Source organism: Gilliamella sp. ESL0250, assembly GCF_013345045.1.
Classification (GTDB): Bacteria; Pseudomonadota; Gammaproteobacteria; order Enterobacterales; family Orbaceae; genus Gilliamella; species Gilliamella apicola_H.
Genome location: NZ_JAAEDV010000004.1, coordinates 73,778 through 95,519, shown reverse-complemented (window position 1 = coordinate 95,519; position 21,742 = coordinate 73,778). Strand labels below are relative to the sequence as shown.

Sequence of the window (21,742 nt, the reverse complement as noted above, 5' to 3'; positions counted from 1 at the left end):
CTCCTTTACTTGCCACGTTGGAACATTTTCAGCATTCTTTGAGTAACAAAGAATCCACCAAAAATATTGATACTAGCAATCAAAATAGCAACAAAGGCAATCGCCGTAGTTAAACTATTATCATCGCCGACTTGTAATATTGCACCGACTAATATAATCCCAGAAATTGCATTTGTTACCGACATCAGAGGAGTATGTAAAGAGTGTGTGACATTCCATACTACGTAATAGCCAACAACACAAGATAATGCAAATACAGTAAAATGTCCTAAAAAGCTTTCAGGAACAGAGTGAGCAAGCCAGAAGAAAGCAATGAGAGCCAAAGCTAAAATGCCATATTTTTTACGAGGATCCATTGGTTTAGGTTCAGGTTTAGCAATTGGTTCAGCTGCTTTTTTCTGAGGTTGAGCTGATACCTGAATTGGCGGCGCTGGCCAAGTAATTTCTTTGTCTTTAACCACCGTTACACCACGGATTACGACATCTTCAAAATTAATATCAATATTTCCGTCTTTTTCTTTAGCAAGCAGTTTTAATAGGTTAACAATGTTCGTACCATAAAGTTGTGATGCTTGCGCTGGCATACGATTAGCTAAATCAGTATAACCAACAATCTTTACATTGTTATCTGTTTCGAAAACTTCACCTGGTTTAGTCAATTCACAGTTTCCGCCAGTTAATGCTGCTAAATCAACAATAACACTGCCAGGTTTCATTGATTCAACCATTTCTTTCGAAATAAGTTTTGGTGCAGGCTTGCCTGGAATTAATGCTGTTGTGATAATAATATCAACATCTTTCGCTTGCTCAGCAAATAGGGCCATTTCAGCTTCAATAAAGGCGGCTGACATCTGTTTAGCATAGCCATCGCCAGAACCTGCTTCTTCTTCAAAATCTAGCTCTAAAAAGTCGGCCCCCATACTATTAATTTGCTCAGCAACTTCAGGACGGGTGTCAAAAGCACGAACAATCGCACCTAAACTCACCGCTGCGCCAATAGCTGCCAGTCCAGCAACACCAGCTCCAATAACTAATACTTTAGCTGGAGGAACTTTACCTGCAGCAGTAACTTGACCGGTAAAGAATCGACCAAATTGATTTGCTGCTTCGATAACTGAACGGTAACCAGCAATATTAGACATTGAACTCAATGCGTCTAAAGATTGTGCGCGTGAAATACGTGGCACACAGTCCATTGCCATAACAGTAATATTTTTAGTGGCAAGTTTTTCTAATAGTTCTTTATGTTGAGCTGGATAAATATAACTGATAAGGGTTAATCCCTCTTTCATTAAAGCAATTTCATCATCTGTTGGCGCATGAAATTTTAAAATCAGATCATTTTGCCAAATTTCTTGCGTGTTTTGAATGGTTGCTCCAGCATCAATAAAAGCTTGATCTTCAAAATGAGCAGCATGTCCAGCGCCCTGTTCTACAGAGACTGTAAAGCCAAGTTTTAACAGTTGTCCAACAGTTTGAGGAGTTGCTGCAACTCTAGCTTCATTGGCTAACCGTTCTTTAGGTATACCGATATGCATTTCGTTACGTCCTTATGTTAGTTTATAGATAGAATGTATGGTGATTTTAGCATAAATAGGTTTCTGTGCGAGTAGGGAATCTATTTTTTATTCAAGAAATAAGATTTTAAATTATTTTAGTGATATTTATTAATTAATATTATTATGAAGCTATCTCTAAATAGCCATAATTTAAATAATACAGTTTTAACCCTTTCATCGAATTCCATTACAAATTTACTCTATATTGTTATATAATTGATAGCATTTTTATTGATACCGCACAGAGATAAAACCTCTGAGGTATGTTTCGATTTTGTTCTCCTTGAATTAAGGATTTTTTATGATTGATTTTTCCCAATCAGTGCCAGAATTGGTTGCTTGGGCAAAAAAAAATGATTTTTCGATCTTATTACCAGTTGAACGGCTTGCTTTTTTATTAGCAATAGCGGTATTAAATAGTGAACGGTTTGATGGTGAAATGACGGAATCTGAATTAGTTGATGCCTTCCGCCATGTGTCGCAAATTTTCGAACAGAGTGAAGAAACGATAACTGTTAGAGCTAACAATGCGATAAACGATCTCGTTCGCCAACGTTTTATTACTCGATTTACGAGTGAAATGACTGATGGGTTTTCTATCTACCGTTTGACGCCATTGGGAATAGGTATTACTGATTATTATATTCGTCAGCGAGAGTTTTCTACCTTACGTTTATCTCTTCAACTTTCTATAGTTGCACAAGAGTTAAAACGTGCTGCCGACGCTGCGCTTGAAGGGGGAGATGATCTGCATTGGCATCGAAATGTTTTTGCGCCGTTAAAATATTCTGTTGCTGAGATTTTTGACAGTATTGATATCACGCAACGTGTTATGGATGAGCAGCAGGCAGATGTGAAGCAAAACATTTCAGCCTTATTAAGCCAAGATTGGCAAGCAGCAATTAGCAGTTGTGAAGGTTTACTCACCGAAACATCGCAGACCTTGCGTGAGTTACAAGATACTTTAGCTGCTGCAGGGGATAAGCTACAAGCTAGTCTTCTTTTGATCCAAGATGCAATATTGGACAATCCTGATCTTGATAAAATTAACAATGTGATTATAGATTTACAGGGCAAACTTGACCGGATTATTGGTTGGGGGCAAAAAGCGATAGATCTTTGGATAGGTTATGATCGCCATGTACATAAGTTTATTCGTACCGCAATTGATTTAGATAAGAATCGCGTTTTTTCGCAGCGTTTACGTAAATCAATTCAAAATTACTTTGATTTGCCTTGGTCACTGACTTTTGCTAATGCTGATCGTTTGCTTGATATGCGTGATGAAGAATTAGTCTTACACGAAGCAGAGGTAACTGGCGAATTACCATCAGAGCTCGAATTTGAAATGATTGAAGAAATCCAAGAGCATATTATTGCGCATATTGAACAAAATCTACTGATCTTTAAGCAAGAAAATAAACCTCTTGATATGAGTATTGCCATTCGCAGTTATTTAGCGCAGTTCCCACGCGAACAACATTTTGATATTGCAAGGTTATTTATCGATCAAGCTATTCGTTTAGGTATTGCCGAAGACGATTTGCTAGGTATCCCTGCCGAATGGAAACTGATTAACGATTATGGAGCTAAGGTACAAGCACATGTCATCAACAAATACTAAAAATTTAGAAATAGAATCAACAGCCCAGCACCTTGATAAAGTTATGGGGCGTATTGCAGCCAGTTCTCAAGCATCAATCGATAAATATATGCCTGTAAAATTAGCGCAGGCGATTGCTAATCCAATTTTTCCAGAACTTGATAGCTTACTACGATCAGGGCGGCATATTGGTATTGATGAGCTTGATCATCATGCCTTTCTAATGGATTTCCAACTTGAGCTTGAGCAATTTTATCAACGTTATAATGTTGAATTGATTCGAGCGCCAGAAGGCTTTTTCTACTTGCGTCCACGCTCTACAACATTAATTCCTCGTTCAGTATTATCGGAACTTGATATGCTTGTTGGTAAAGTACTTTGTTATCTATATTTAAGTCCAGAACGATTGGCTCATGAAGGCATTTTTACCTTACAAGAGCTATTTGATGAGCTGGTTTCGTTAGCTGATGAAAATAAATTACTAAAATTAGTCAACCAGCGTTCAACCGGTTCAGATTTAGATCGCCAAAAACTCTTTGATAAAGTAAAAACAGCCTTAAATCGCTTACGTCGGTTAGGCATGATTTTTTTTATTGTTGGCAATGACAGCAATCGTTTTCGTATTAACGAAGCTATCTTCCGTTTTGGGGCAGATGTACGTAGTAGCGATGATGCGCAAGAAGCGCAATTGCGCTTAATCCGAGATGGTGAAGCAATTAAAATTGAATCATCACTGACTTTAGATAATGATAACAGCGAAGAACAAGATGAAGACGTTAATGAGGAGACAGAATAAACATGATTGGACACGGTAAATTTCACTCATTAACGTTAATTAACTGGAATGGTTTTTTTGCGCGAACTTTTGAGCTAGACCAATTAGTCACAACACTATCGGGTGGTAATGGGGCTGGTAAATCAACCACAATGGCGGCATTTGTAACTGCATTAATTCCTGACTTAACCTTATTACACTTTAGAAATACAACGGAGGCAGGGGCGACTTCAGGTTCACGAGACAAAGGCTTGCATGGTAAATTAAAACCAGGTGTTTGTTATTCTATGCTTGATGTGATTAATTCTCGTAACCAACGTATTATTTGTGGTGTCCGCTTACAACAAGTTGCAGGTCGCGATAAAAAAGTCGATATCAAACCATTTTTACTGCAAGGTTTACCTATTGGTATAAGCCCAACAGAATTGGTAACAGAACGACTCAATGACAAACAAGCTCGCATTTTATCGTTACCCGAACTAAAAGATAAAGTTGAATTGATGGATGGTATTATCTTCAAACAATTTAACTCGATTACTGATTATCATTCAGTTATGTTTGATTTTGGCATTTTACCAAAACGCTTACGTTCACCATCAGATAGAAGTAAATATTACCGATTGATCGAAGCTTCACTTTATGGTGGTATCTCAAGTGCTATTACACGTTCACTACGTGACTATTTATTACCTGAAAATGGTGGGGTGCGTAAAGCTTTCCAAGATATGGAAGCGGCACTGCGTGAAAACCGAATGACATTAGAAGCGATTCGAGTTACACAATCCGATCGGGATTTATTCAAACATCTTATTACTGAATCGACCAATTATGTCGCGGCCGATTATATGCGTCATGCTAACGAACGCCGAGTGCATATTGAATCGGTACTTGGCTTGCGTCGTGATATGTTTAAAACGCAAGATCAGCTTATTAGTAATCAATACCGCCAAGTAGAAATGGCGAAAGAACTTAAAGAGTATCAAGAAGCGCAAAGCGATTTGGAAACTGATTTACAAGCTGCTAATGATCACCTCAACTTAGCACAAACAGCGCTACGCCAACAAGAAAAAATCGACCGCTATCAAGCAGATTTAGATGACTTAAATTTAAAGCTTGAAGAACAAAACGAAGTGGTACTTGAAGCGAATGAACAGTACCAAGTTTATCGTGATCAGGTTAACGAAACAGAGCAAGAAGTCGATGAAATCAAAACACAGTTAGCGGATTATCAGCAAGCACTTGATGTTCAACAAACACGAGCAATTCAATACCAACAGGCTTTACAGGCACTAAAAAATGCGCAGTCATTATGTCAGCTACCAAAACTAGGTATTAGCAATATCGAAGATCACTTTGCCGTGTTTGATGAAAAGCAAAAAGAGATCACCGAACAAGTTCTTGAACTTGAACAAAAATTAAGTGTATCTGATGCAGCCATTAATCAATTTGATCGGGCTTATCAATTGGTGATTAAATTAGTTGGTGATGTGACACGTAGTGATGCCTTTGTTGCAGCGAAAGAAGCATTAAGAAAATGGCCATCACAATGTTATCAAGCTGAACAAGCGCAACATTTACAGCTACAACTTGATGAACTAGAACAACGCTTTTTTGAGCAAAAAGAAGCAGAATCATTACTAACACAGTTTTGTAAACGTATTGGACGACAAATTAATTATGATGAGCTTGACGAATTAAAACAAGAGATCGAATCCCAACTAGATGAGAATGCGGAGCGGGCTAACGAATCAAGCGAAAAGCGTATTGAATTTAGGCAAGAACTTGAACAGATTCAATCGAAAATTACTGATTATCACCAAAAAGCACCATTATGGTTAAAAGCTCAAGATGCGTTAATTGCTTTGCAAGAACAAACCGGTGAAACGTTTAATAACAGTCAAGCCGTGACTCAACATATGCAAAAGTTACTTGAAAGAGAGCGAATATTAGTTACTGAACGAGATCAAATTAGCTTTAGACGTAATCAATTAGATGTCCAAATTGAGCAACTTAACCAACCTAGTGGTGTTGATGATGGTCGTTTATCTGCATTGTCTGAACGCTTCAACGGTGTATTACTTTCTGAAATTTATGAAGACGTAACCATTGATGATGCGCCTTACTTTTCAGCGCTCTATGGTCCAGCAAGGCAAGCTATCGTTGTACCAGACTTATCATTAGTTAAACAGCAATTAGAAAGCCTTACTGCAAGTGATGAAGATTATCCTGAAGATATCTACTTTATTGAAGGTGATCCTTCATCATTTGATGATAGCGTTTTTGATTGTGAAGAGATGAATAAATCCGTACTAGTCAAAACAGGCGATCGCCAATGGCGATTTTCAAGTTTTCCAAGTGTACCACTATTTGGTCGAGCAGCGCGTGAAGTGCATCTTGAAAAACTATCGATTGAACGTGATGAATTACATGAACGTTATGCAACAATTTCATTTGATTTACAAAAATTACAACGCATTGAGCAAAATATTGGACAATTTATAGGTCAATATCTTGCGGTTGCTTTTGATATCGACCCTGAAGCGGAAGCGCAAAAATTAGCGACAAGACGCACCGAAATTGAACGTCAATTATCATCTCAAGAAAGCATTGATCAACAAAACCAACAACAAGTTATTAATTGCAAAGAGCAATTAGCTACCGTTAATAAGCTTGCTGCTCAGATGCACTTGCTTGCAGATGAAGATTTAGCGGATCGGGTTGATGAATTACGTGAACAATTAGCTGAAGCGCAAGATTCTCTGCAATATGTTAACCGTAATTGTAATACCGTTTCAGAACTTGAACCGATTGTGGCAGTATTACAAAGTGATCCTGAACAAAATGAATCGCTTCGTGAACATTACAACATGGTCAAAGCACAGCAACAAACGATTCGCCAACAAGTTTTTGCGTTAACTGAAGTTATGCAACGCCGAGCTCACTTTAGTTATGAAGATTCGGCTGGCATGTTGAGTGAAAATAGTGATTTAAATGAAAAATTGCGGTCTCGATTAGAAGTGGTTGAAGCGCAAAGAGCTGAAGCGCGTAGTCAAATGCAACAATATCAAGATAAATATAATCAATATAACCAAACCCTTGCCTCGCTCAAAAGTGCATTTGAAACTAAGCGTGATATGTTGCATGAACTACAAAAAGAGATCGAACAAATTGGCGTAAAAGCGGACGCGATCACAGAAGAACGAGCGCGATTGCGCCGTGATGAAATCCATCAAAAATTAAATAATAACCGTCAACATTGTACATCGCTTGAAAAACAACTGATTATGTGTGAAAGCGAAATGACACAGATGCAAAAACGCTTAACTCAAACACTGCGTGATTATAAACAACTTCGCGAACAGGTAGTACAAGCGAAAGCAGGATGGTGTTTAGTATTAAGGTTGGTTAAAGAAAATAGTGTTGAACGTCGACTACATCGCCGAGAACTTGCTTACTTAAGTGCTGATGAGCTACGTTCTATGTCGGATAAGGCATTGGGTTCGTTACGCTTGGCAGTTAATGACAATGAACATCTACGGGATGTTTTAAGATTATCAGAAGATCCAAAACGTCCAGAACGTAAAATTCAATTCTATATCGCAGTTTATGCACATTTACGCGAACGAATTCGCCAAGATATTGTGAAAACAGATGACCCTATTGAAGCGATCGAACAGATGGAAATTGAATTGTCACGCTTAACGGAAGAACTCACATCGCGTGAACAGCAGCTGGCAATTAGTTCAAAGAGCGTGTCCAATATTATCCGTAAAACTATACAGCGAGAGCAAAATCGTATACGTATGCTTAACCAAGGTTTACAAGCGGTAGCATTCGGTCAAGTCAATGGCGTACGCTTAAATGTTAGTGTTCGAGAAGCACACTCTACTTTGTTATCAGCATTAGCTGATGAGCAAAACGAACATCAAGATCTATTTAGTAATAATCGTATTACATTTTCAGAAGCTTTAGCTAAACTTTATCAACGTTTAAACCCACATATTGATATGGGACAACGAACTGCACAAAATATAGGTGAAGAACTGCTGGATTATCGGAATTATCTTGAAATGGATGTTGAAGTGAACCGTGGTGCGGATGGTTGGCTACGTGCTGAAAGTGGTGCGCTATCAACCGGTGAGGCAATTGGTACGGGTATGTCAATTTTACTCATGGTTATTCAAAGTTGGGAAGAAGAATCCAAACGACTACGTAATAAAGACATTTTACCATGTCGTTTATTATTCTTGGACGAAGCTGCTCGACTAGATGCCAAATCCATTGCCACTCTATTTGAGCTTTGCGAACGGCTAGAAATGCAATTAATCATTGCCGCTCCAGAAAACATCAGCCCAGAAAAAGGCACAACGTATAAACTTGTACGTAAAGTGATGAACAACCAAGAACATGTGCATGTGGTAGGTTTAAGAGGGTTTGCTTAATTTGTTTTGCCGACATTGTCGGCAAAACATTGGCGTATTTTGTAAAAAAGTTTCAGGTAACTATACGTTTTAGTATAAAATATAATTACAGATTCAGCTTATAATTACTAATTGAGTTTGGACAACTAAAGGTGTGATCGTTTTTTTGTTCAGTATTTTCAGTAAGCTCTTGATGTATGATAAACCATATCCAAATCTATATAAAAAACCGCCAATTCAGGCGGTTTATCAATTATGCACATATTTTGTTATACCAATTAATATTTCTATAGTATATTACTCTTTTGCTATTTTATTTAAGGCTAATGGCAAAAACTCATCTAATTGGCTTTCCACTTTAGTATAGGCTTCCAGTGGTTTTTTATATGGGTCAGAAAGGTCTTCCTTTTTGCCTGTTGAAAATTCTGCTAATGTAAATACTTTATCTTTAGCTTCAGGATATTCACTTAAAATCGTGTCTTTATGTTTTTGCGTCATGGTCAACAAATATTCTGATTTATCGATATCTTCTTTCGTTAATTGTGTCGCTTTGTGTGATGAAATATCAATGCCCCCTTAACTTTAAAACAGTAATAGTTCCATCTTCGGGTACAACTTCTTTGGGATCAACATTGACACCTCGGGATTGAACGACAATATTAAAATTGTGTTTTTTTATGTAATCACTAGCGATAGCTTCTGCCATAGGGCTTCTTCCAGTATTACCAGTACAAACAAAAGTGACAAGATGCTCTAATGAAAAACAAGATGCACTAAAAAACACCAATAAACCAGCTAAATATTTTTTTAAAGTGTACATTCTATTTCCTGACTATTTACATATTGAAGTTATCTTTACGAAAATTCTATACTAACTAATACTAACCGCAAGTCCATTATCACCTTTTAACTAAATTTGATTTAAATTACAGAGCATTCTTGTATCTAACCAATACAATCTACTCTTACTCTTGTGAATAGCGCTTTAAACTAAAAATGTGTTAATAGTAGAGTATTTTGGGTCGTAATAATTTTAGGTATATATTGTATTTGTATACCTAACCATATAACTAAAAACATTTAGTTGTAAATATATCTTACTGATACTTACAGAATAATGAAATAGTTTTCAAGGCTTGTTATTGTTAGATTTGATGAGCTTTGGTGGGTTTAAAAGAATGTTACTGTTTATTGATTTGGTGCGTGGGCGGGACTTGAAATAATCTTATTAAAGCCTTTCCAATAAAGGGTTTTGCTTTTCTTTATTGAAGAAATAGTCCCAAGCATAGTCCCAAAATAAAAAGTGACCTCCAAAATTAGGTATTTTAATCTAGCCACATTGAAAGGTTAAAAAAATTGGTTTTAGAATTTTGACGGTGTAAAAATTTATCTAGGTGAGCGGTATCCGTTAATTATGTTTTAGATTTTTTATACTTCCTCCCCATAAAAATAAAATTTAATAAAAAAGTATGCACGGTGTTCACTACTTGCTTGAAGCCTTATTCTAAAAGGGTTTGAGTGGTGTATACTTAAATGTTTACTATTCACAAGTGTACACTTTAGGTATTCACTCAATAAAAAACCGCCAATTAGGGCGGTCTTATTTTAGTGGCTCAATTTGAGCTACTAGTTAGGATCTTCGGCTTTAGGTAGCCAATCTTTACACCTATCTGGGTTTATTTCTAAATTAGTTTTTACCCCTATATTAGTTCGTTTTTTAATGTACGCCTTTCTATTTTCTTTTATGGCGTAATTTAATGATAAACCGAACCCACTCAAGGACAATGGATTATTAAGCCCTGTATTGCGCACATACTCAATATAAGCATGATATAAATATTTTTTAGGGTTAAACGGTATTATGCCTAAATTACCCATAAGCATACCATTGGGATGATCCAGCACATCAAGATAACTACAAAAATCCACCAAGTGGTCGGATTCGCGTTTAATCGCCGTCGCTTCGTCTGATTGTTGTTGCTGGTGTAGTCTTTCTTTAGCTTCTGCTGGACTGGTGAACTCATTTAATAGCAACCTCACAATTGAGGGAAGTTCTTGCTCTATTTTGCTAACCAAGTTTAAATCTCGCTCTTTTTCAGGGATGACCTCGCCGAAGTGAAAGATAACTCTACGCCGTGATATACCGCCGTTACGCTCGTTAAATCTCATTGCCTCGTTATTGATAACCAAAACTACCGCAGGGATTTTACAAGAATAGGGTTGCTTGTGTTTTGGGTCTATTGCGACTTCATCACCGCCAGTAATCGCTTTTAATCCTGCACCACTACCCATATAACGCGGTTGGTCGGGTAATATGACTAATGAGTAACCCACGATTAAGGCTCTGTCCCTTGCCTTTTCTAATGCGTCCATAGTGCCTATTACAGTATTGTTTTTACCTGATAACATCGTCGCAATTTCAGCAAAAACACTTTTACCGCTACCGCCTGCGCCTGTAACCTCTAAGAATAATTGCCAGTCATGACGATTAGCCAATATCATATATAGCGCAGCTAAGATATTTTTAGCCATTTAGCGAAGTTTGGCGCGTGAGTATCAAAAGATTCATTTTCTTTGGCAGGGTAGTAATCAATATCATTACTGACTAATAGCCAATCTTGCTTATTGTGAGGTCTAAAGGTTTGGCTTTTTAGCTCATATACGCCATTTTTAAAGCAGATTAAATCTTTCTGAGGTGTTCCCATTATAGGCAGTGATAACCTGAGCGATTCAACCGCTGAGCTAATTCGCATAGGGTTAAATGGCTCGCCTGATTGAGTGAATAAATCGGCTAGCGTTCGCATTAACAGTTTATCGCTTATAGGTTGCCATGCGTTATCTTGATAGTGATAGATTTCATCGGTAGTAAGATTAATCGCAAGGTTATTATCATAATATTGATTGAGCAGTTCGGCGCGTTGGCTTGATGCCATTTGCGATAGGTTCATGCTTGATAACTCGTTTTGCATGTTAAGTTTTGTCACGGTTGGTAACTCTGGTTTTATGAGGTTTTTATTAAAATGAGCCGAAGCGTTATCACTTCCAAATTGTTGTCTATAATCATCCCAATCACATTTATAATCTGTATCAGGTACTGAGTAATAACCATCTACCGCTTGAGACGCTTCTATTGCTTTAGCTAAGCCCGTATTCGGGCTTTGACCAATATCTTTATCACCTGCGATAATGATTTTAGTAGTAGGATTTAGTTCACGAATAGACTTAGCTACATGAATAAGATTGCCTGCGTCAATGGCAGATATAACAATAGACTGTTGGCGGAATTCCGCTATCGATATCCCTGTGGCTAAACCCTCACAGATAATAATTTCATTATGTGCGAGCAAATTTGCGCACACCTCGGCAGGTCTGCTCAAAACTGAGCGCACTAATATAAAAGCACTTTTCTTATTTGAGTTTTTCATTAAGTGCTTACTGCCGTCAGGCTCGATAAATTGACCACCTGCGTATTCATTATGAAGATTCAGCATAGGCACAAAAATGCGCCCGTTATCTAACAAGGGTAAATCAAAGGTTAACCCTTTCTTGGTCAGGTATTGAGATTGCCCTAATGTTGCTTTAGATAGCAAATACTCGACCTTTTTACATACGGGATTATCTGGTATGTTATCATTATGCAATTGTTCGGAATCTATTTTTCTAAATACGAGATTTTCCCGTATTTTGTTATTCTGATTAGACAGATTTAAACATTCCGCTACTTTATTTGATGCTTCTTTAGCGTCACATTGACAATAGTTTTTGATAAGCTCTAAGCCGTCACCACTACCGCACTGGTTACAGATATAAGTACCTCTACCATTTTGGTTATCAAATCTAAATCTATCCTTACCTCCACAGACAGGGCAAGGGCAATGTTTGCCATTACCCACCTCAATACCTAATGATTGAAAGATATAATCCCATTTACCTACGGCTTGGGCTGTAATTTCATTGATTTTCATTACATCCCCCTTAATGAATTATCGCGTTAGATTCAGCTTTGATATCTTCGGCTAAATCAATAAATAACGTTGCAAGCATTTCTTGCCCGAATTGCGTTAGTGCCATAGGTTTATCGTCACTTTCGGCGTACATCTTTTTTAATAGTCCATAGGTACGATTTAACCCCTCACTTTCGCCAAAGTCTTCAATCAAGCATTCTTCAAGACTAACTTTTAACCCTAAAACAATTAAATCTTTATCAATATCAATCTTGATACCCTCATGAATAAACACCTTGGCACCGTTTTTATTAATCTGCTCAATTAAAAATAAACCTGCGATAATCGCCATGGTAGAATCAACGATACTATGATGAATTGCTGTTACTTCTTGCTGATTATCCATGATTTACCCCCTTAATTTGTGTCATGTATCGCCTAACTTCGGGCGGTAGTCGCTTGGTGACATCGGCGAGTAAATCAGAGATTTCATCCTTGCCAAAAGAAAGTAGCGCTACATATTTGCCATTTTTAAGCCTTAATGCGGTAATAGTGCCGTCATCGTTATGGACAAAATCAAACTCTTTCATTCTTTGCCTCCTTGCGCTCGGTTTCGCTTCTAAATAGCTTTTTAGAATCGTTAATTAAATCTGATACAGCATCAAGAGCATAGGAGCGTAATTCTTCGTTAATTGGCGTGTTTGAATCACAATCAGCCATTAAAAGCGTGGTGATAGCGTTAGCTTGTCCTAGTTTTGTATTGATAGTATTAATTGCGTCCAATGAGATATTAGCCATTATTCTTATCCTCCATTAACCCGTACCCTTGTAACTCATCAAAAGCTTGCTCTACTAAATCAACAATAACCCACAGTAAATTACTCATATCGGTTTGTTCGATAAAAGGCTCGTCATATCCTGCGCACTTATAATTAGTGTTATCCAAAGCGATTTTAGCCATGCTCCGAACTTGAATAAGTTTTGTTTCGATGTTATTTATTATCTGAAAGTTATTATTGCCCATAGTGATAACCTCCAAAGCTTCTAGTGTCTTCAATGACTGGATATAAGCGAATTCTGGCAATAAAGATAAGGGATGATTTGCCTAGACTTTTTCTAGCTTGTTGTTCTGTAGGAGCTAATGCCTCAAATACTTTGGCAGTAGTAAGGTCATAGAATTTAAATAGTTTAGTTTCACGATTACTTTTTTCTTGATAATTCGTTTTCAACATACTATTTACCTCCCTTACGGTTTTGTGTAGCATCAAGTAGGTTAATTTGATTTGAAGCGAAACAGGCAACATCTCTTAATTGTGCTAGTAAATAGCCAATATCACGCATATCACTTTTAAGGTTCTGCTCGGAATAACTCTCATTTTCACTAGCCCAAAACATCAGGTTACCAATCGCACCTATTCCATATAGAATAGATTGCTGTAGTTCTTCAAAATGATTCTCAGCTTGTAGTAAATGGTGTGTTGGAATATCTGCTTGATAGAGATTTAAAACAGAAATTAAATTAGATAGGTCAGGTTGCCCATTTTTAGGGCGTAGGGTATCATTACTATTAGCCATAGCATTACTCCGTTTAATGTTTGTGGTTAGATAGCTCATTGAGGCGCAAACTCTCTGGGCTATTGTTTTTATTAATACGTTAATTTCAAATATGTACGTACAATATATTTTATTTTGTCCGCACATGTCAACACTATTTTTACTCTTTGTTTTCGTGTATATTGTCCGTATTAATAATTTATGAATAATTAATATGGCAAACGAAACAAGTAAATCAAAACGTAAAGATATCCGCTTCCCCCATGAATTAATAGAGCGAATAGACGAGCAATCCAAGAAAGAGAATACTAACTTTTCCGCTTGGGTTATTGCTACTTGTCGCGAAAAACTAGCTAAATTAGATAAGAAATAATCTTTTAAATTAATACCACTGATTGGTGGTATTTGTTTTCCCAGTCTCCTTTTTATGGACTCAAGAAACATACTTTTGAAATTCAACCCCATGCAATGATTAGTACGTATTAAAAAAAAGGTTTTCACTGCGTACTTAGTGCGTACTTTTACACTGGTTTCCACTGAAATAGGCTTTTTTGACTGAAAACTAGAATTATTGCCAACCAAGAAGAATGATTTCACCTTTTGGATGGCGTTAATCCTGTCAAAATAGCAATTTAAGCGATTATTTAGGGCTTGGATATATTGCCCTATTGCTAAGGCGTTAAATGGGTGTGTAGTCATCATAATTAAGCCACCTTACCCAATAACCGAATCATGTAGCTTTGTGATAACTTGATGAGTTCTGCTTTTCGTTTTTCATAATTCCAACCCATATCTATTAACGTGATATTGGATTTCTCAAGGTAAGCTAAGTGATTAAGTTGTTCTTCGGTGATATGATCGCGAATATCACCCGTAAGATTATGGGCTTTTCGGTAAGCCTTTGCTGTCATACCAAGTACAATACGGTTAATCATATCAAATTCATTAGTATAGTGATGTGGCTTGGTCTCCTTGCCTAGGGATAATCGTTGTATAGTTAATGCGTCACACATAGGACGGCTATAATCTGCGACTTTTAAACGTGCTTTTAATCGATTAAGTGCTTTCTTTTGGATTGCTGGTGCGATTTCTTTAAGGTGCTCTTCACAACGTATAAAGTACTTTCTTATTGCTCGTCCTTTCTCGTTATTTTCAATCATAGCTAATTCTTTAGCGGTTCCGATTGTGAGAATGTAATCTGTACTTTTGCGATCTCCACCTCGCTTAGTTGCCCATTTTATTTGTTGTTCATTATTTGTACTTTGATTCCTGAATTCTGATGAATCAAAGATTAAAAAATCATCATTTTTAATAAGTCCATATTCTTTTATTCTTCCCTTTATCCATGTTGAAAAATCATTTCCTACTTTTAAGTAATTATGTAAAGCCTTTGCGCTAACTGTTTGCTGTAATTTACCGTTGAATTGCGTTTCTGTTACTGGTACTAAATGATTAAAATCTGTCATAAGTATTACTCCTAACGTGTCGAAAAATCCCTCTTTTAGCTAAATTTAGGCAAAGGGATACCGTCGGCTCAAAAATGAGCTTTGCTATAAAATCAATTAATTAAGCTGCTTTGCTTGGGTAAAGCGCTAAAATTTGGCTGATATCCGATTCAGTTAATAAGCTATTTTCATAACTAAGAATCAGATTAACCACCTTTTGAGCATCTTCCTTATTGGCTAGGTAATAGCGATAGTGTGAGCCTATTCCGTCAGTATTGGGTTCATCCATGCGCTTTAATGTGATGCCTAACTTTCTTTCTAGTTCTGAACAGTAATTTCTACCGCTAGAAAGCCTACAGGTGCGCAATATCTCATTTTCGGTAATACCATTGTCACCAGTACACGCAATTAATAGGTAAGCTCTCGGCTTTTTGGGTAGCTTTTTATAATCAGATTGGCTATGATTGGAGGCGTCTAAGTTCCAATCTAAGCCCTCGATTATTTCGCGATATAGAGGGTTTTGTTTTATCACCATTATGCTACCTCGCGACGTTCTACTCTGCGAGATTCAAGCCAAGAGTAAATCTCATCAGCTCGATAGCCAACACGGCGCAAGCCTATTCTGATTTTTTTGGGAAAGGTTTCATCTTTCTGTTCTAGCGTATAAAGGCTAGTGTCGGATTTGAAATGTAGTAAGGTTTTTACTTCTTTTTTGGATAGGATTTGATTGGTCATTCGTTATATTCTCCTGTATCTAAAAGATAGATATAGGATATAACTGTAAATATAACTATTCGAGAGATGATAATTAGATATTTTTCCTACTGGGTGGTTATGAATAATTAACATATTAGTATTAATTATCCATAATAATGCATAGGGATGGAATATTTAAATTTTTGTCCCTTTTTAACTAAATATTCTTCTGCTAGAATTAAGTACCATTGTTGCTCTAGGAATGGTACAAGCTTTTAAACGCTCTTTAATATCTATATCAAACTCATTAGGATATAATAAATTTGCTATTTGATATTGTGTTAATTTTATATCTGTTATTTTCATCCATAAAAATAGATCTATATAAGCCAGAGTTTTAAATTGTGACAGTTTAGTTAATTCTTTATCACTAATTCGGTTAGATCTTATAATATCTGTTTTTTGTCGAGTATTTTGCAACCATTCTTTAAATGAGTTTATTATGTCCTCATCATTATTCCTTAAGTTAACTCTTATATGTGCGTCATCTTCTTCATATTGTGGAATATTATCAAAAACACTCCAGTCATTAGGATAAAAATCTTCATCAAAATAATTAATCCAATAGGCATGAGCATCAGATATGCCTAGCTTTTTATCTTCTTCCTTAAACATTTCATGACATTTATCTCTATATTTTATTATATCTTTCATATAATCGAGTGATTTATTTTCCTGATATTGTAGATTTTCATATATAGTCAATAAATCACAATAAGATAGATCTGAAATTGATTTTTCTTTTTCCAAAAAAGAAGGAATAGACTCTTCACTTTTCATAGTACTAGCTTCTAATAATATTTCAGGTGATGATATTTCAATAAGTCGGTTTATTAGAAGTTGATTTGCGAGCTGTTTTTTCCCATTTTTTTTTGTTCTATCTTTAAGACTTATTACATTAATTAACAATTGTCTTAAAAATATAGAATATTCCCATGAATATCTGCTAAAAGAATCACAAATACTATAATTTTCTATATTAAACCAACTTGGACAATACTCAGGTTTTCTTTCCATACGCCCCTCACGCCCCTAGTAGATATTTGCGCCAGTTCGCTAGGGTTGCGAATGTTCGGGGATCAGCCTAGACGCAAATAATACATTAATATACAGTTAGGTACATTATAGCACTGTGTTTATATGCATGAAATGAGAAATATTACTGTTAACTTTGTTTACTTTTAAAAATTTAAATAGTAAAGTTAATCAAAAAACCTTATCATTTAATTTAAAAAAGAAAAGAATTCTATTGTTTAATATTTCTATCATAGGTCTGTAACTATATGAAACTTGAAAAATTTAAATCAGGTAGGCATCAACAACGCTACCAATATAAAAGTTTTGAACCCAACTCAATAAATCAAGAGTGGTCATGGGATGATCCCACAATAAACACATTATTAGAGCAAGCCAATAAGTCATTAGGTGAATTAAATGCTTTTTCACTTATTGTTCCCGATATAGATCTTTTCGTTCGGATGCATATAGTAAAAGAAGCTCAAAAATCCAGTAAAATTGAGGGTACTCAAACCGAGATGGATGAGGCTCTAATGCAAAAAGAACAAATACAACCAGAAAAAAGGAATGATTGGCAAGAAGTACAAAATTATATAAAGGCAATAAATATAGCTATTAATAAATTAAACAACCTCCCTTTGTCAGTTAGATTACTGAAAGAAATACATTCTTTACTATTGCAAGGGGTCAGGGGTGAACACAAACAACCTGGCGATTTTAGGACTACTCAAAATTGGATAGGTGGTTCTAATTTATCCGATGCCGTTTTCATTCCTCCACATGCGGAAAATGTAAATGACTTAATGGGTGATCTAGAGTTATTTTGGTATAATGAAAATATCAATGTGCCTCATTTAATCAGAATAGCTATTAGTCATTACCAGTTTGAAACGATCCATCCTTTTCTTGATGGGAACGGGAGAATTGGACGACTACTTATACCGCTTTACCTTATTGATAATAAAATGCTAACAAAACCAGCATTATATTTATCTGATTTTTTTGAAAGAAATAGAAGTAGTTACTACGATGCTTTAATGAGAGTGAGAACAAGTAATGATATGATTCATTGGATAAAGTTTTTCCTAAATGGCATCATTGAAACAACTAAAAATGGTAAAAAAGTTTTTACCTCTATATTCGAACTAGACCGACAAGTAAAAAATAAATTAACAACCTTGGGAAGAAGAACGCAACAAGGTAATGACGCTTTAAATGTTCTATATAAAAATCCTATTATATCTGCTGTTGAGTTAGGTAGTGCTTTGAATATAAGCAACCCCACCTCAAATAAATTAATAAGAGATTTAATGAAATTAGATATCTTACGTGAAGCAAATGACAAACAAAAAGGACAACTATATGTTTTTTCAGATTATTTTAAACTATTTTTATAATATACTTTAAAAATAATCAAATACACAAAGTTATTTACAAGGTTAAATCTTTATTTCTTGGGCAAGAAAAAGAACAAAGGAGGTTTTTTGCCTCCTCGTCGTATTCATTCAATATTTAGCTTAGATTAACAGTGAGCATTCTTCTTTTTTAATACTCCAACAAGGGCTTTCACAGCTTTTTGGGATTCTGCTTTATCGTCTCTATCGCGAGTTTTAATTTTATTTGGCGCTTTATCTAGCTCAATAAGAGTGTCAATGCCACTAGAATCAGCCAAAACAAACGTTTTGCTAAATGATGATGTAGCCATATTACGCCTCCTAAAAAGTACAATTACACAAGTTGTGTAAGTGCGACAAGAGGCGCACTTGTACGCCTAACTCTTTGATTTTTAATCAAAAGTTAGGCGGGCTATTAAGGTGAGTAACTTTAATTAGCCACCCCTCGCAATATCCGAATAGGACGGTATACAATGTCCGAAAGGATATTGCACAACCTATATTCGGTAAAGAATGTACCTTAGTCTGTGGGAGACAAATCTCATAACTAAAGAACAAAATTCTTTGGACAATTCAATTAATCCTATCTGATATTCTGGAAGATTCCAAGGAGTTCAATAAGAAATTATTGAATCGACCAAGGAAACGAAAGAATCCATCAGCATATAGTTTAAGCTAGAATTGACCTATTGTGAAGTTATAAGTGCATAAGCTGTTATTATCATTGTTGAAGTACAATTACTGATAAATGAGGTAAAAGTGCGAGTCAACCTGTTATATGACTAACAGTAGTCTAGGGATAGTGCGAAACTGGTAACGGTTTGGTGCGGAGCTTCCTGACAATGTACCCCCTTGAGGAATAGCAAGGTTAATGTTTATCGTGAGGTAACATTAAGTAATGGCAAGTAGCATGCCATGAGGGGCTAGGCTAAATAGAAAGATGAACGTAAGTGAATTGTTGATAAACGTCGTGACTTGTAAAGAGCTTAAGCTACTGACAAGCTCTAACCAAAATGGTATATAGTGGGATATCTCTTTTTACATTGGGGATACGTCATCATAACACTATCGGCGAACAGACAGCATCTTAACTATTTGTGTGATAATAATGGAACTTGGTAAGCCTGTATTTCCGCCTTAGGGCAGGTAAAGCGCAAGCGATACTGATGGGGTTGCAGGTAAAGGAGGTTAGAGAAAGCGAATGATTGGCTGTAATGGCGGATATAGGGTATGAAACATGACCTAACTCGAAAGGGTGCAGACTTCTAACTGGTCTTTCATCGTAAGATGTTGGCTAATCCTTTATGGTCATTTCTTCGGGAATGATTGGACGAGGAAAGGAAACAGGCAAGTGAAAACAAGCCCATTTCCCTACTCTAACAATTCACCATGTGACAGAGAAGTAGAATTTATTTGGTAAACTGAATAATTCTTCTTCTTTTCACTGGACGAAGAAATTATTCACCAAAAACCAAGTAGATTTCTGCTTATTTCTGTTACGACAGGAGTAAGTATGAAAGAGTACACTAAGTTTAACGAAAAAGTTAAAAGTAGTCCAGCTCCAGCGACTCCTGACATGAATGAGCTATGGCACAATATTGATTGGGTTAAAGCAACAAAACATGTTAAGGGATTGCAGGTACGGATTGCGAAGGCAACAATTGAAGGTGACTACCGTAAGATCAAACGCTTACAAAGGTTACTAACACGCTCAACGTATGCTAAGCAATTAGCGGTTCGAAGAGTGACAGAAAACAGAGGTAAAAGGACGGCAGGCGTTGACAAGGTAACATGGTCAACGCCAATGAGTAAATGGAAAGCCATTGCAACGCTGACAAGTAAAGGATATAAACCCATGCCGTTAAGGCGAGTTTATATTCCCAAGTCTGACGGAAAGAAGCGCCCTTTAGGCATTCCGACCATGAAAGACAGAGCAATGCAAGCGCTGTATTTATTTGCTTTACAGCCTGTAGCCGAAACGACAGCAGATAAAAACTCGTATGGATTTCGTATCAATCGTTCAACGGCGGATGCGATAAGCCACGTGCATAAGATATTTTCACGCAAAGGGCGTCAAATGAGACAAACGGCGCAGTGGGTATTGGATGCCGATATACAGGGTTGCTTTGACCATATTAACCACGATTGGTTAATCGAAAATATTCCGATGAATAAACGGATATTATCAAAATGGTTAAAATCGGGCGTAGTAGACATGGGACAGGTCAAGCGGACGGAAGAGGGTACACCACAAGGGGGTATCATCTCACCAACTTTAGCAAACATGGCACTAGACGGCATAGACGAGCTATTAACCAAACACTTTGGTGTAATTGGGAATAGACAACGGCGAGCCAATAAGGTGTATATGGTTCGATATGCGGACGATTTTATTATATCGGGGAGTTCGAAAGAATTACTTGAAAATGAAGTTCTGCCAATAATGCGGGAATTTTTGAAAGAGAGGGGATTAACCTTATCGGAAAAGAAAACTCACGTTGTTAATATCGAGCAAGGGTTTGATTTTCTCGGTTGGACGGTGAAATCATTTAAGGGCAAATTGTTGATTAAGCCAAGTAAAAAGAATGTGAAAGCATTCTATCGCAAGGTGAAAGAAACAATCAGTGCCATGAAGATGGTTAAACAAGACATATTAATAGGAAAGTTAAATCCAATGTTAAGGGGATGGGCTAACTATCACCGTAGCATTGTCGCTAAAGAAACGTACAGTAAAGTAGACCATTTAGTCTGGCAAGCGATTTGGCGATGGTGTTGTCGAAGACACAGTAACAGGCGGAAACGATTTGTTAAAGCGAAATACTTTACAAAGATACAAAGCAGGGACTGGATATTTGGCACACATACAACGAATCGGCACGGTGAAAAGGTATGGACTGAATTACTGTTTTGCAGTAGGACAGAAATTAAACGTCATGTAAAGGTAAAATCGGAGTACAACCCATTTTTACCCGAATGGGAATTATACGGTGAAACATTATACCAAAAACGGATGTATGAGAACTATTCTCATAGAAGTCAATGGCAAATGTTGTATAAGGAACAAAAAGGGCGTTGTGGATTATGTCATCTTCCTATCACAAAAGAGACGGGTTGGCATGACCACCATATCATATACCGTGTAAATGGCGGGGATAATAAGCTGAAAAACAGGGTTTTATTACATCCTGTATGTCATACTAAAGTTCATGCACTGAAGTTAGACGTATTGAAACCGACTTAGCAATAAGTTAATAGAAAGGCTTGAGCTGTATGC

General features: G+C 36.6%; 21 protein-coding genes. 5 read left to right on the top strand and 16 right to left on the bottom strand.

The features are described from left to right. Positions 1-5 precede the first annotated feature (5 nt). A complete protein-coding gene (pntA, locus tag GYY69_RS04880; protein ID WP_174796664.1) occupies positions 6-1,538 on the bottom strand; it encodes a Re/Si-specific NAD(P)(+) transhydrogenase subunit alpha in 1,533 nt (510 codons plus the stop codon). A gap of 322 nt (positions 1,539-1,860) precedes the next feature. On the opposite strand from pntA, the gene mukF reads away from it, so the two are divergent. The 3 genes from mukF to mukB are packed head-to-tail and all read left to right on the top strand — an operon-like array spanning position 1,861 to position 8,379. Beyond that, the gene (gene mukF / locus GYY69_RS04875; RefSeq protein ID WP_174796663.1) at positions 1,861-3,183 is read left to right on the top strand and encodes a chromosome partition protein MukF; all 1,323 of its coding nucleotides are present in this window, start codon (positions 1,861-1,863) and stop codon (positions 3,181-3,183) included. Positions 3,184-3,226: 43 nt separating this feature from the next. Continuing rightward, positions 3,227-3,958 (top strand): chromosome partition protein MukE, encoded by a 732-nt coding sequence (gene mukE, locus GYY69_RS04870; protein WP_174796748.1) that lies wholly within the window; start codon positions 3,227-3,229, stop codon positions 3,956-3,958. Positions 3,959-3,960: 2 nt separating this feature from the next. Next, positions 3,961-8,379 (top strand): chromosome partition protein MukB, encoded by a 4,419-nt coding sequence (gene mukB / locus GYY69_RS04865; protein ID WP_174796662.1) that lies wholly within the window; start codon positions 3,961-3,963, stop codon positions 8,377-8,379. A gap of 276 nt (positions 8,380-8,655) precedes the next feature. Here the strand turns inward: mukB and GYY69_RS12840 are convergent, their stop codons facing one another. The 14 genes from GYY69_RS12840 to GYY69_RS04795 form a co-directional block, all read right to left on the bottom strand. Beyond that, positions 8,656-8,883, bottom strand: coding sequence for an arsenate reductase/protein-tyrosine-phosphatase family protein (locus GYY69_RS12840; protein ID WP_342354064.1), 228 nt, complete (start codon positions 8,881-8,883; stop codon positions 8,656-8,658). Positions 8,884-8,923: 40 nt separating this feature from the next. Next, positions 8,924-9,178 (bottom strand): arsenate reductase/protein-tyrosine-phosphatase family protein, encoded by a 255-nt coding sequence (locus GYY69_RS12835; RefSeq protein WP_202984949.1) that lies wholly within the window; start codon positions 9,176-9,178, stop codon positions 8,924-8,926. An 806-nt stretch (positions 9,179-9,984) separates the two neighbouring features. Further along, the gene (locus tag GYY69_RS04855) at positions 9,985-10,890 is read right to left on the bottom strand and encodes a DNA primase family protein (protein WP_174796661.1); all 906 of its coding nucleotides are present in this window, start codon (positions 10,888-10,890) and stop codon (positions 9,985-9,987) included. Beyond that, the gene (locus GYY69_RS04850; protein ID WP_174796660.1) at positions 10,872-12,323 is read right to left on the bottom strand and encodes a primase-helicase zinc-binding domain-containing protein; all 1,452 of its coding nucleotides are present in this window, start codon (positions 12,321-12,323) and stop codon (positions 10,872-10,874) included. The genes GYY69_RS04855 and GYY69_RS04850 overlap by 19 nt, the downstream gene beginning before the upstream one ends. Before the next feature lie 10 nt (positions 12,324-12,333). Then, complete coding sequence (locus GYY69_RS04845) at positions 12,334-12,708, bottom strand: hypothetical protein (RefSeq protein WP_174796659.1); 375 nt, start codon at positions 12,706-12,708, stop codon at positions 12,334-12,336. Continuing rightward, on the bottom strand, positions 12,701-12,892 hold the full coding sequence (locus tag GYY69_RS04840; protein WP_174796658.1) for a hypothetical protein: 192 nt from the start codon (positions 12,890-12,892) through the stop codon (positions 12,701-12,703). The genes GYY69_RS04845 and GYY69_RS04840 overlap by 8 nt, the downstream gene beginning before the upstream one ends. Next, entirely contained in the window at positions 12,879-13,100 is a 222-nt protein-coding gene (locus GYY69_RS04835) for a hypothetical protein (RefSeq protein WP_110454163.1), read from the bottom strand. The genes GYY69_RS04840 and GYY69_RS04835 overlap by 14 nt, the downstream gene beginning before the upstream one ends. Next, positions 13,093-13,326 (bottom strand): hypothetical protein, encoded by a 234-nt coding sequence (locus GYY69_RS04830; protein WP_174796657.1) that lies wholly within the window; start codon positions 13,324-13,326, stop codon positions 13,093-13,095. Before GYY69_RS04830 ends, GYY69_RS04835 begins: the two co-directional genes overlap by 8 nt. After that, positions 13,316-13,534: a host cell division inhibitor Icd-like protein gene (locus GYY69_RS04825; protein WP_065585764.1), complete on the bottom strand. Its 219-nt coding sequence runs from the start codon at positions 13,532-13,534 to the stop codon at positions 13,316-13,318. The genes GYY69_RS04830 and GYY69_RS04825 overlap by 11 nt, the downstream gene beginning before the upstream one ends. Position 13,535: 1 nt before the next feature. Then, positions 13,536-14,558, bottom strand: coding sequence for a hypothetical protein (locus GYY69_RS12745; RefSeq protein WP_238786519.1), 1,023 nt, complete (start codon positions 14,556-14,558; stop codon positions 13,536-13,538). Between the two features lie 2 nt (positions 14,559-14,560). Then, positions 14,561-15,322 carry an antA/AntB antirepressor family protein gene (locus tag GYY69_RS04810; protein WP_174796656.1) on the bottom strand — a complete coding sequence of 254 codons (762 nt, stop codon included), beginning with the start codon at positions 15,320-15,322 and terminating at the stop codon, positions 14,561-14,563. A gap of 100 nt (positions 15,323-15,422) precedes the next feature. Next, positions 15,423-15,836, bottom strand: a complete 414-nt coding sequence (locus GYY69_RS04805) for a hypothetical protein (protein ID WP_091125913.1) — start codon at positions 15,834-15,836, stop codon at positions 15,423-15,425. After that, complete coding sequence (locus GYY69_RS04800) at positions 15,836-16,036, bottom strand: helix-turn-helix transcriptional regulator (RefSeq protein ID WP_174796655.1); 201 nt, start codon at positions 16,034-16,036, stop codon at positions 15,836-15,838. The genes GYY69_RS04805 and GYY69_RS04800 overlap by 1 nt, the downstream gene beginning before the upstream one ends. Before the next feature lie 174 nt (positions 16,037-16,210). Further along, positions 16,211-17,074: a DUF6387 family protein gene (locus GYY69_RS04795; protein ID WP_174796654.1), complete on the bottom strand. Its 864-nt coding sequence runs from the start codon at positions 17,072-17,074 to the stop codon at positions 16,211-16,213. A gap of 266 nt (positions 17,075-17,340) precedes the next feature. Between GYY69_RS04795 and GYY69_RS04790 the strand changes: the two genes are divergently transcribed. Then, positions 17,341-18,471: a Fic family protein gene (locus GYY69_RS04790; RefSeq protein WP_174796653.1), complete on the top strand. Its 1,131-nt coding sequence runs from the start codon at positions 17,341-17,343 to the stop codon at positions 18,469-18,471. Positions 18,472-18,596: 125 nt separating this feature from the next. Here GYY69_RS04790 and GYY69_RS04785 read toward each other — a convergent pair whose 3' ends face one another. Continuing rightward, positions 18,597-18,779 carry a hypothetical protein gene (locus tag GYY69_RS04785; protein ID WP_174796652.1) on the bottom strand — a complete coding sequence of 61 codons (183 nt, stop codon included), beginning with the start codon at positions 18,777-18,779 and terminating at the stop codon, positions 18,597-18,599. Positions 18,780-20,044: 1,265 nt separating this feature from the next. Between GYY69_RS04785 and ltrA the strand changes: the two genes are divergently transcribed. Continuing rightward, positions 20,045-21,709: a group II intron reverse transcriptase/maturase gene (gene ltrA / locus GYY69_RS04780; RefSeq protein ID WP_202984955.1), complete on the top strand. Its 1,665-nt coding sequence runs from the start codon at positions 20,045-20,047 to the stop codon at positions 21,707-21,709. Positions 21,710-21,742 lie beyond the last annotated feature (33 nt).

Excerpts from the sequence above, each read along its gene's own strand:
- GYY69_RS12835 (WP_202984949.1), bottom strand. The coding sequence starts at position 9,178 with ATGTACACTTTAAAAAAATATTTAGCTGGTTTATTGGTGTTTTTTAGT.
- GYY69_RS04795 (WP_174796654.1), bottom strand. The coding sequence starts at position 17,074 with ATGGAAAGAAAACCTGAGTATTGTCCAAGTTGGTTTAATATAGAAAAT.
- GYY69_RS04850 (WP_174796660.1), bottom strand. The coding sequence starts at position 12,323 with ATGAAAATCAATGAAATTACAGCCCAAGCCGTAGGTAAATGGGATTAT.
- GYY69_RS04845 (WP_174796659.1), bottom strand. The coding sequence starts at position 12,708 with ATGGATAATCAGCAAGAAGTAACAGCAATTCATCATAGTATCGTTGAT.
- GYY69_RS04785 (WP_174796652.1), bottom strand. The coding sequence starts at position 18,779 with ATGGCTACATCATCATTTAGCAAAACGTTTGTTTTGGCTGATTCTAGT.
- mukE (WP_174796748.1), top strand. The coding sequence starts at position 3,227 with ATGGGGCGTATTGCAGCCAGTTCTCAAGCATCAATCGATAAATATATG.
- GYY69_RS04840 (WP_174796658.1), bottom strand. The coding sequence starts at position 12,892 with ATGAAAGAGTTTGATTTTGTCCATAACGATGACGGCACTATTACCGCA.
- GYY69_RS04805 (WP_091125913.1), bottom strand. The coding sequence starts at position 15,836 with ATGGTGATAAAACAAAACCCTCTATATCGCGAAATAATCGAGGGCTTA.
- ltrA (WP_202984955.1), top strand. The coding sequence starts at position 20,045 with ATGAATGAGCTATGGCACAATATTGATTGGGTTAAAGCAACAAAACAT.
- mukB (WP_174796662.1), top strand. The coding sequence starts at position 3,961 with ATGATTGGACACGGTAAATTTCACTCATTAACGTTAATTAACTGGAAT.
- GYY69_RS12745 (WP_238786519.1), bottom strand. The coding sequence starts at position 14,558 with ATGATGACTACACACCCATTTAACGCCTTAGCAATAGGGCAATATATC.
- GYY69_RS04790 (WP_174796653.1), top strand. The coding sequence starts at position 17,341 with ATGAAACTTGAAAAATTTAAATCAGGTAGGCATCAACAACGCTACCAA.
- GYY69_RS04830 (WP_174796657.1), bottom strand. The coding sequence starts at position 13,326 with ATGGGCAATAATAACTTTCAGATAATAAATAACATCGAAACAAAACTT.
- GYY69_RS04855 (WP_174796661.1), bottom strand. The coding sequence starts at position 10,890 with ATGGCTAAAAATATCTTAGCTGCGCTATATATGATATTGGCTAATCGT.
- pntA (WP_174796664.1), bottom strand. The coding sequence starts at position 1,538 with ATGCATATCGGTATACCTAAAGAACGGTTAGCCAATGAAGCTAGAGTT.
- GYY69_RS04835 (WP_110454163.1), bottom strand. The coding sequence starts at position 13,100 with ATGGCTAATATCTCATTGGACGCAATTAATACTATCAATACAAAACTA.
- mukF (WP_174796663.1), top strand. The coding sequence starts at position 1,861 with ATGATTGATTTTTCCCAATCAGTGCCAGAATTGGTTGCTTGGGCAAAA.
- GYY69_RS04825 (WP_065585764.1), bottom strand. The coding sequence starts at position 13,534 with ATGTTGAAAACGAATTATCAAGAAAAAAGTAATCGTGAAACTAAACTA.
- GYY69_RS04810 (WP_174796656.1), bottom strand. The coding sequence starts at position 15,322 with ATGACAGATTTTAATCATTTAGTACCAGTAACAGAAACGCAATTCAAC.
- GYY69_RS04800 (WP_174796655.1), bottom strand. The coding sequence starts at position 16,036 with ATGACCAATCAAATCCTATCCAAAAAAGAAGTAAAAACCTTACTACAT.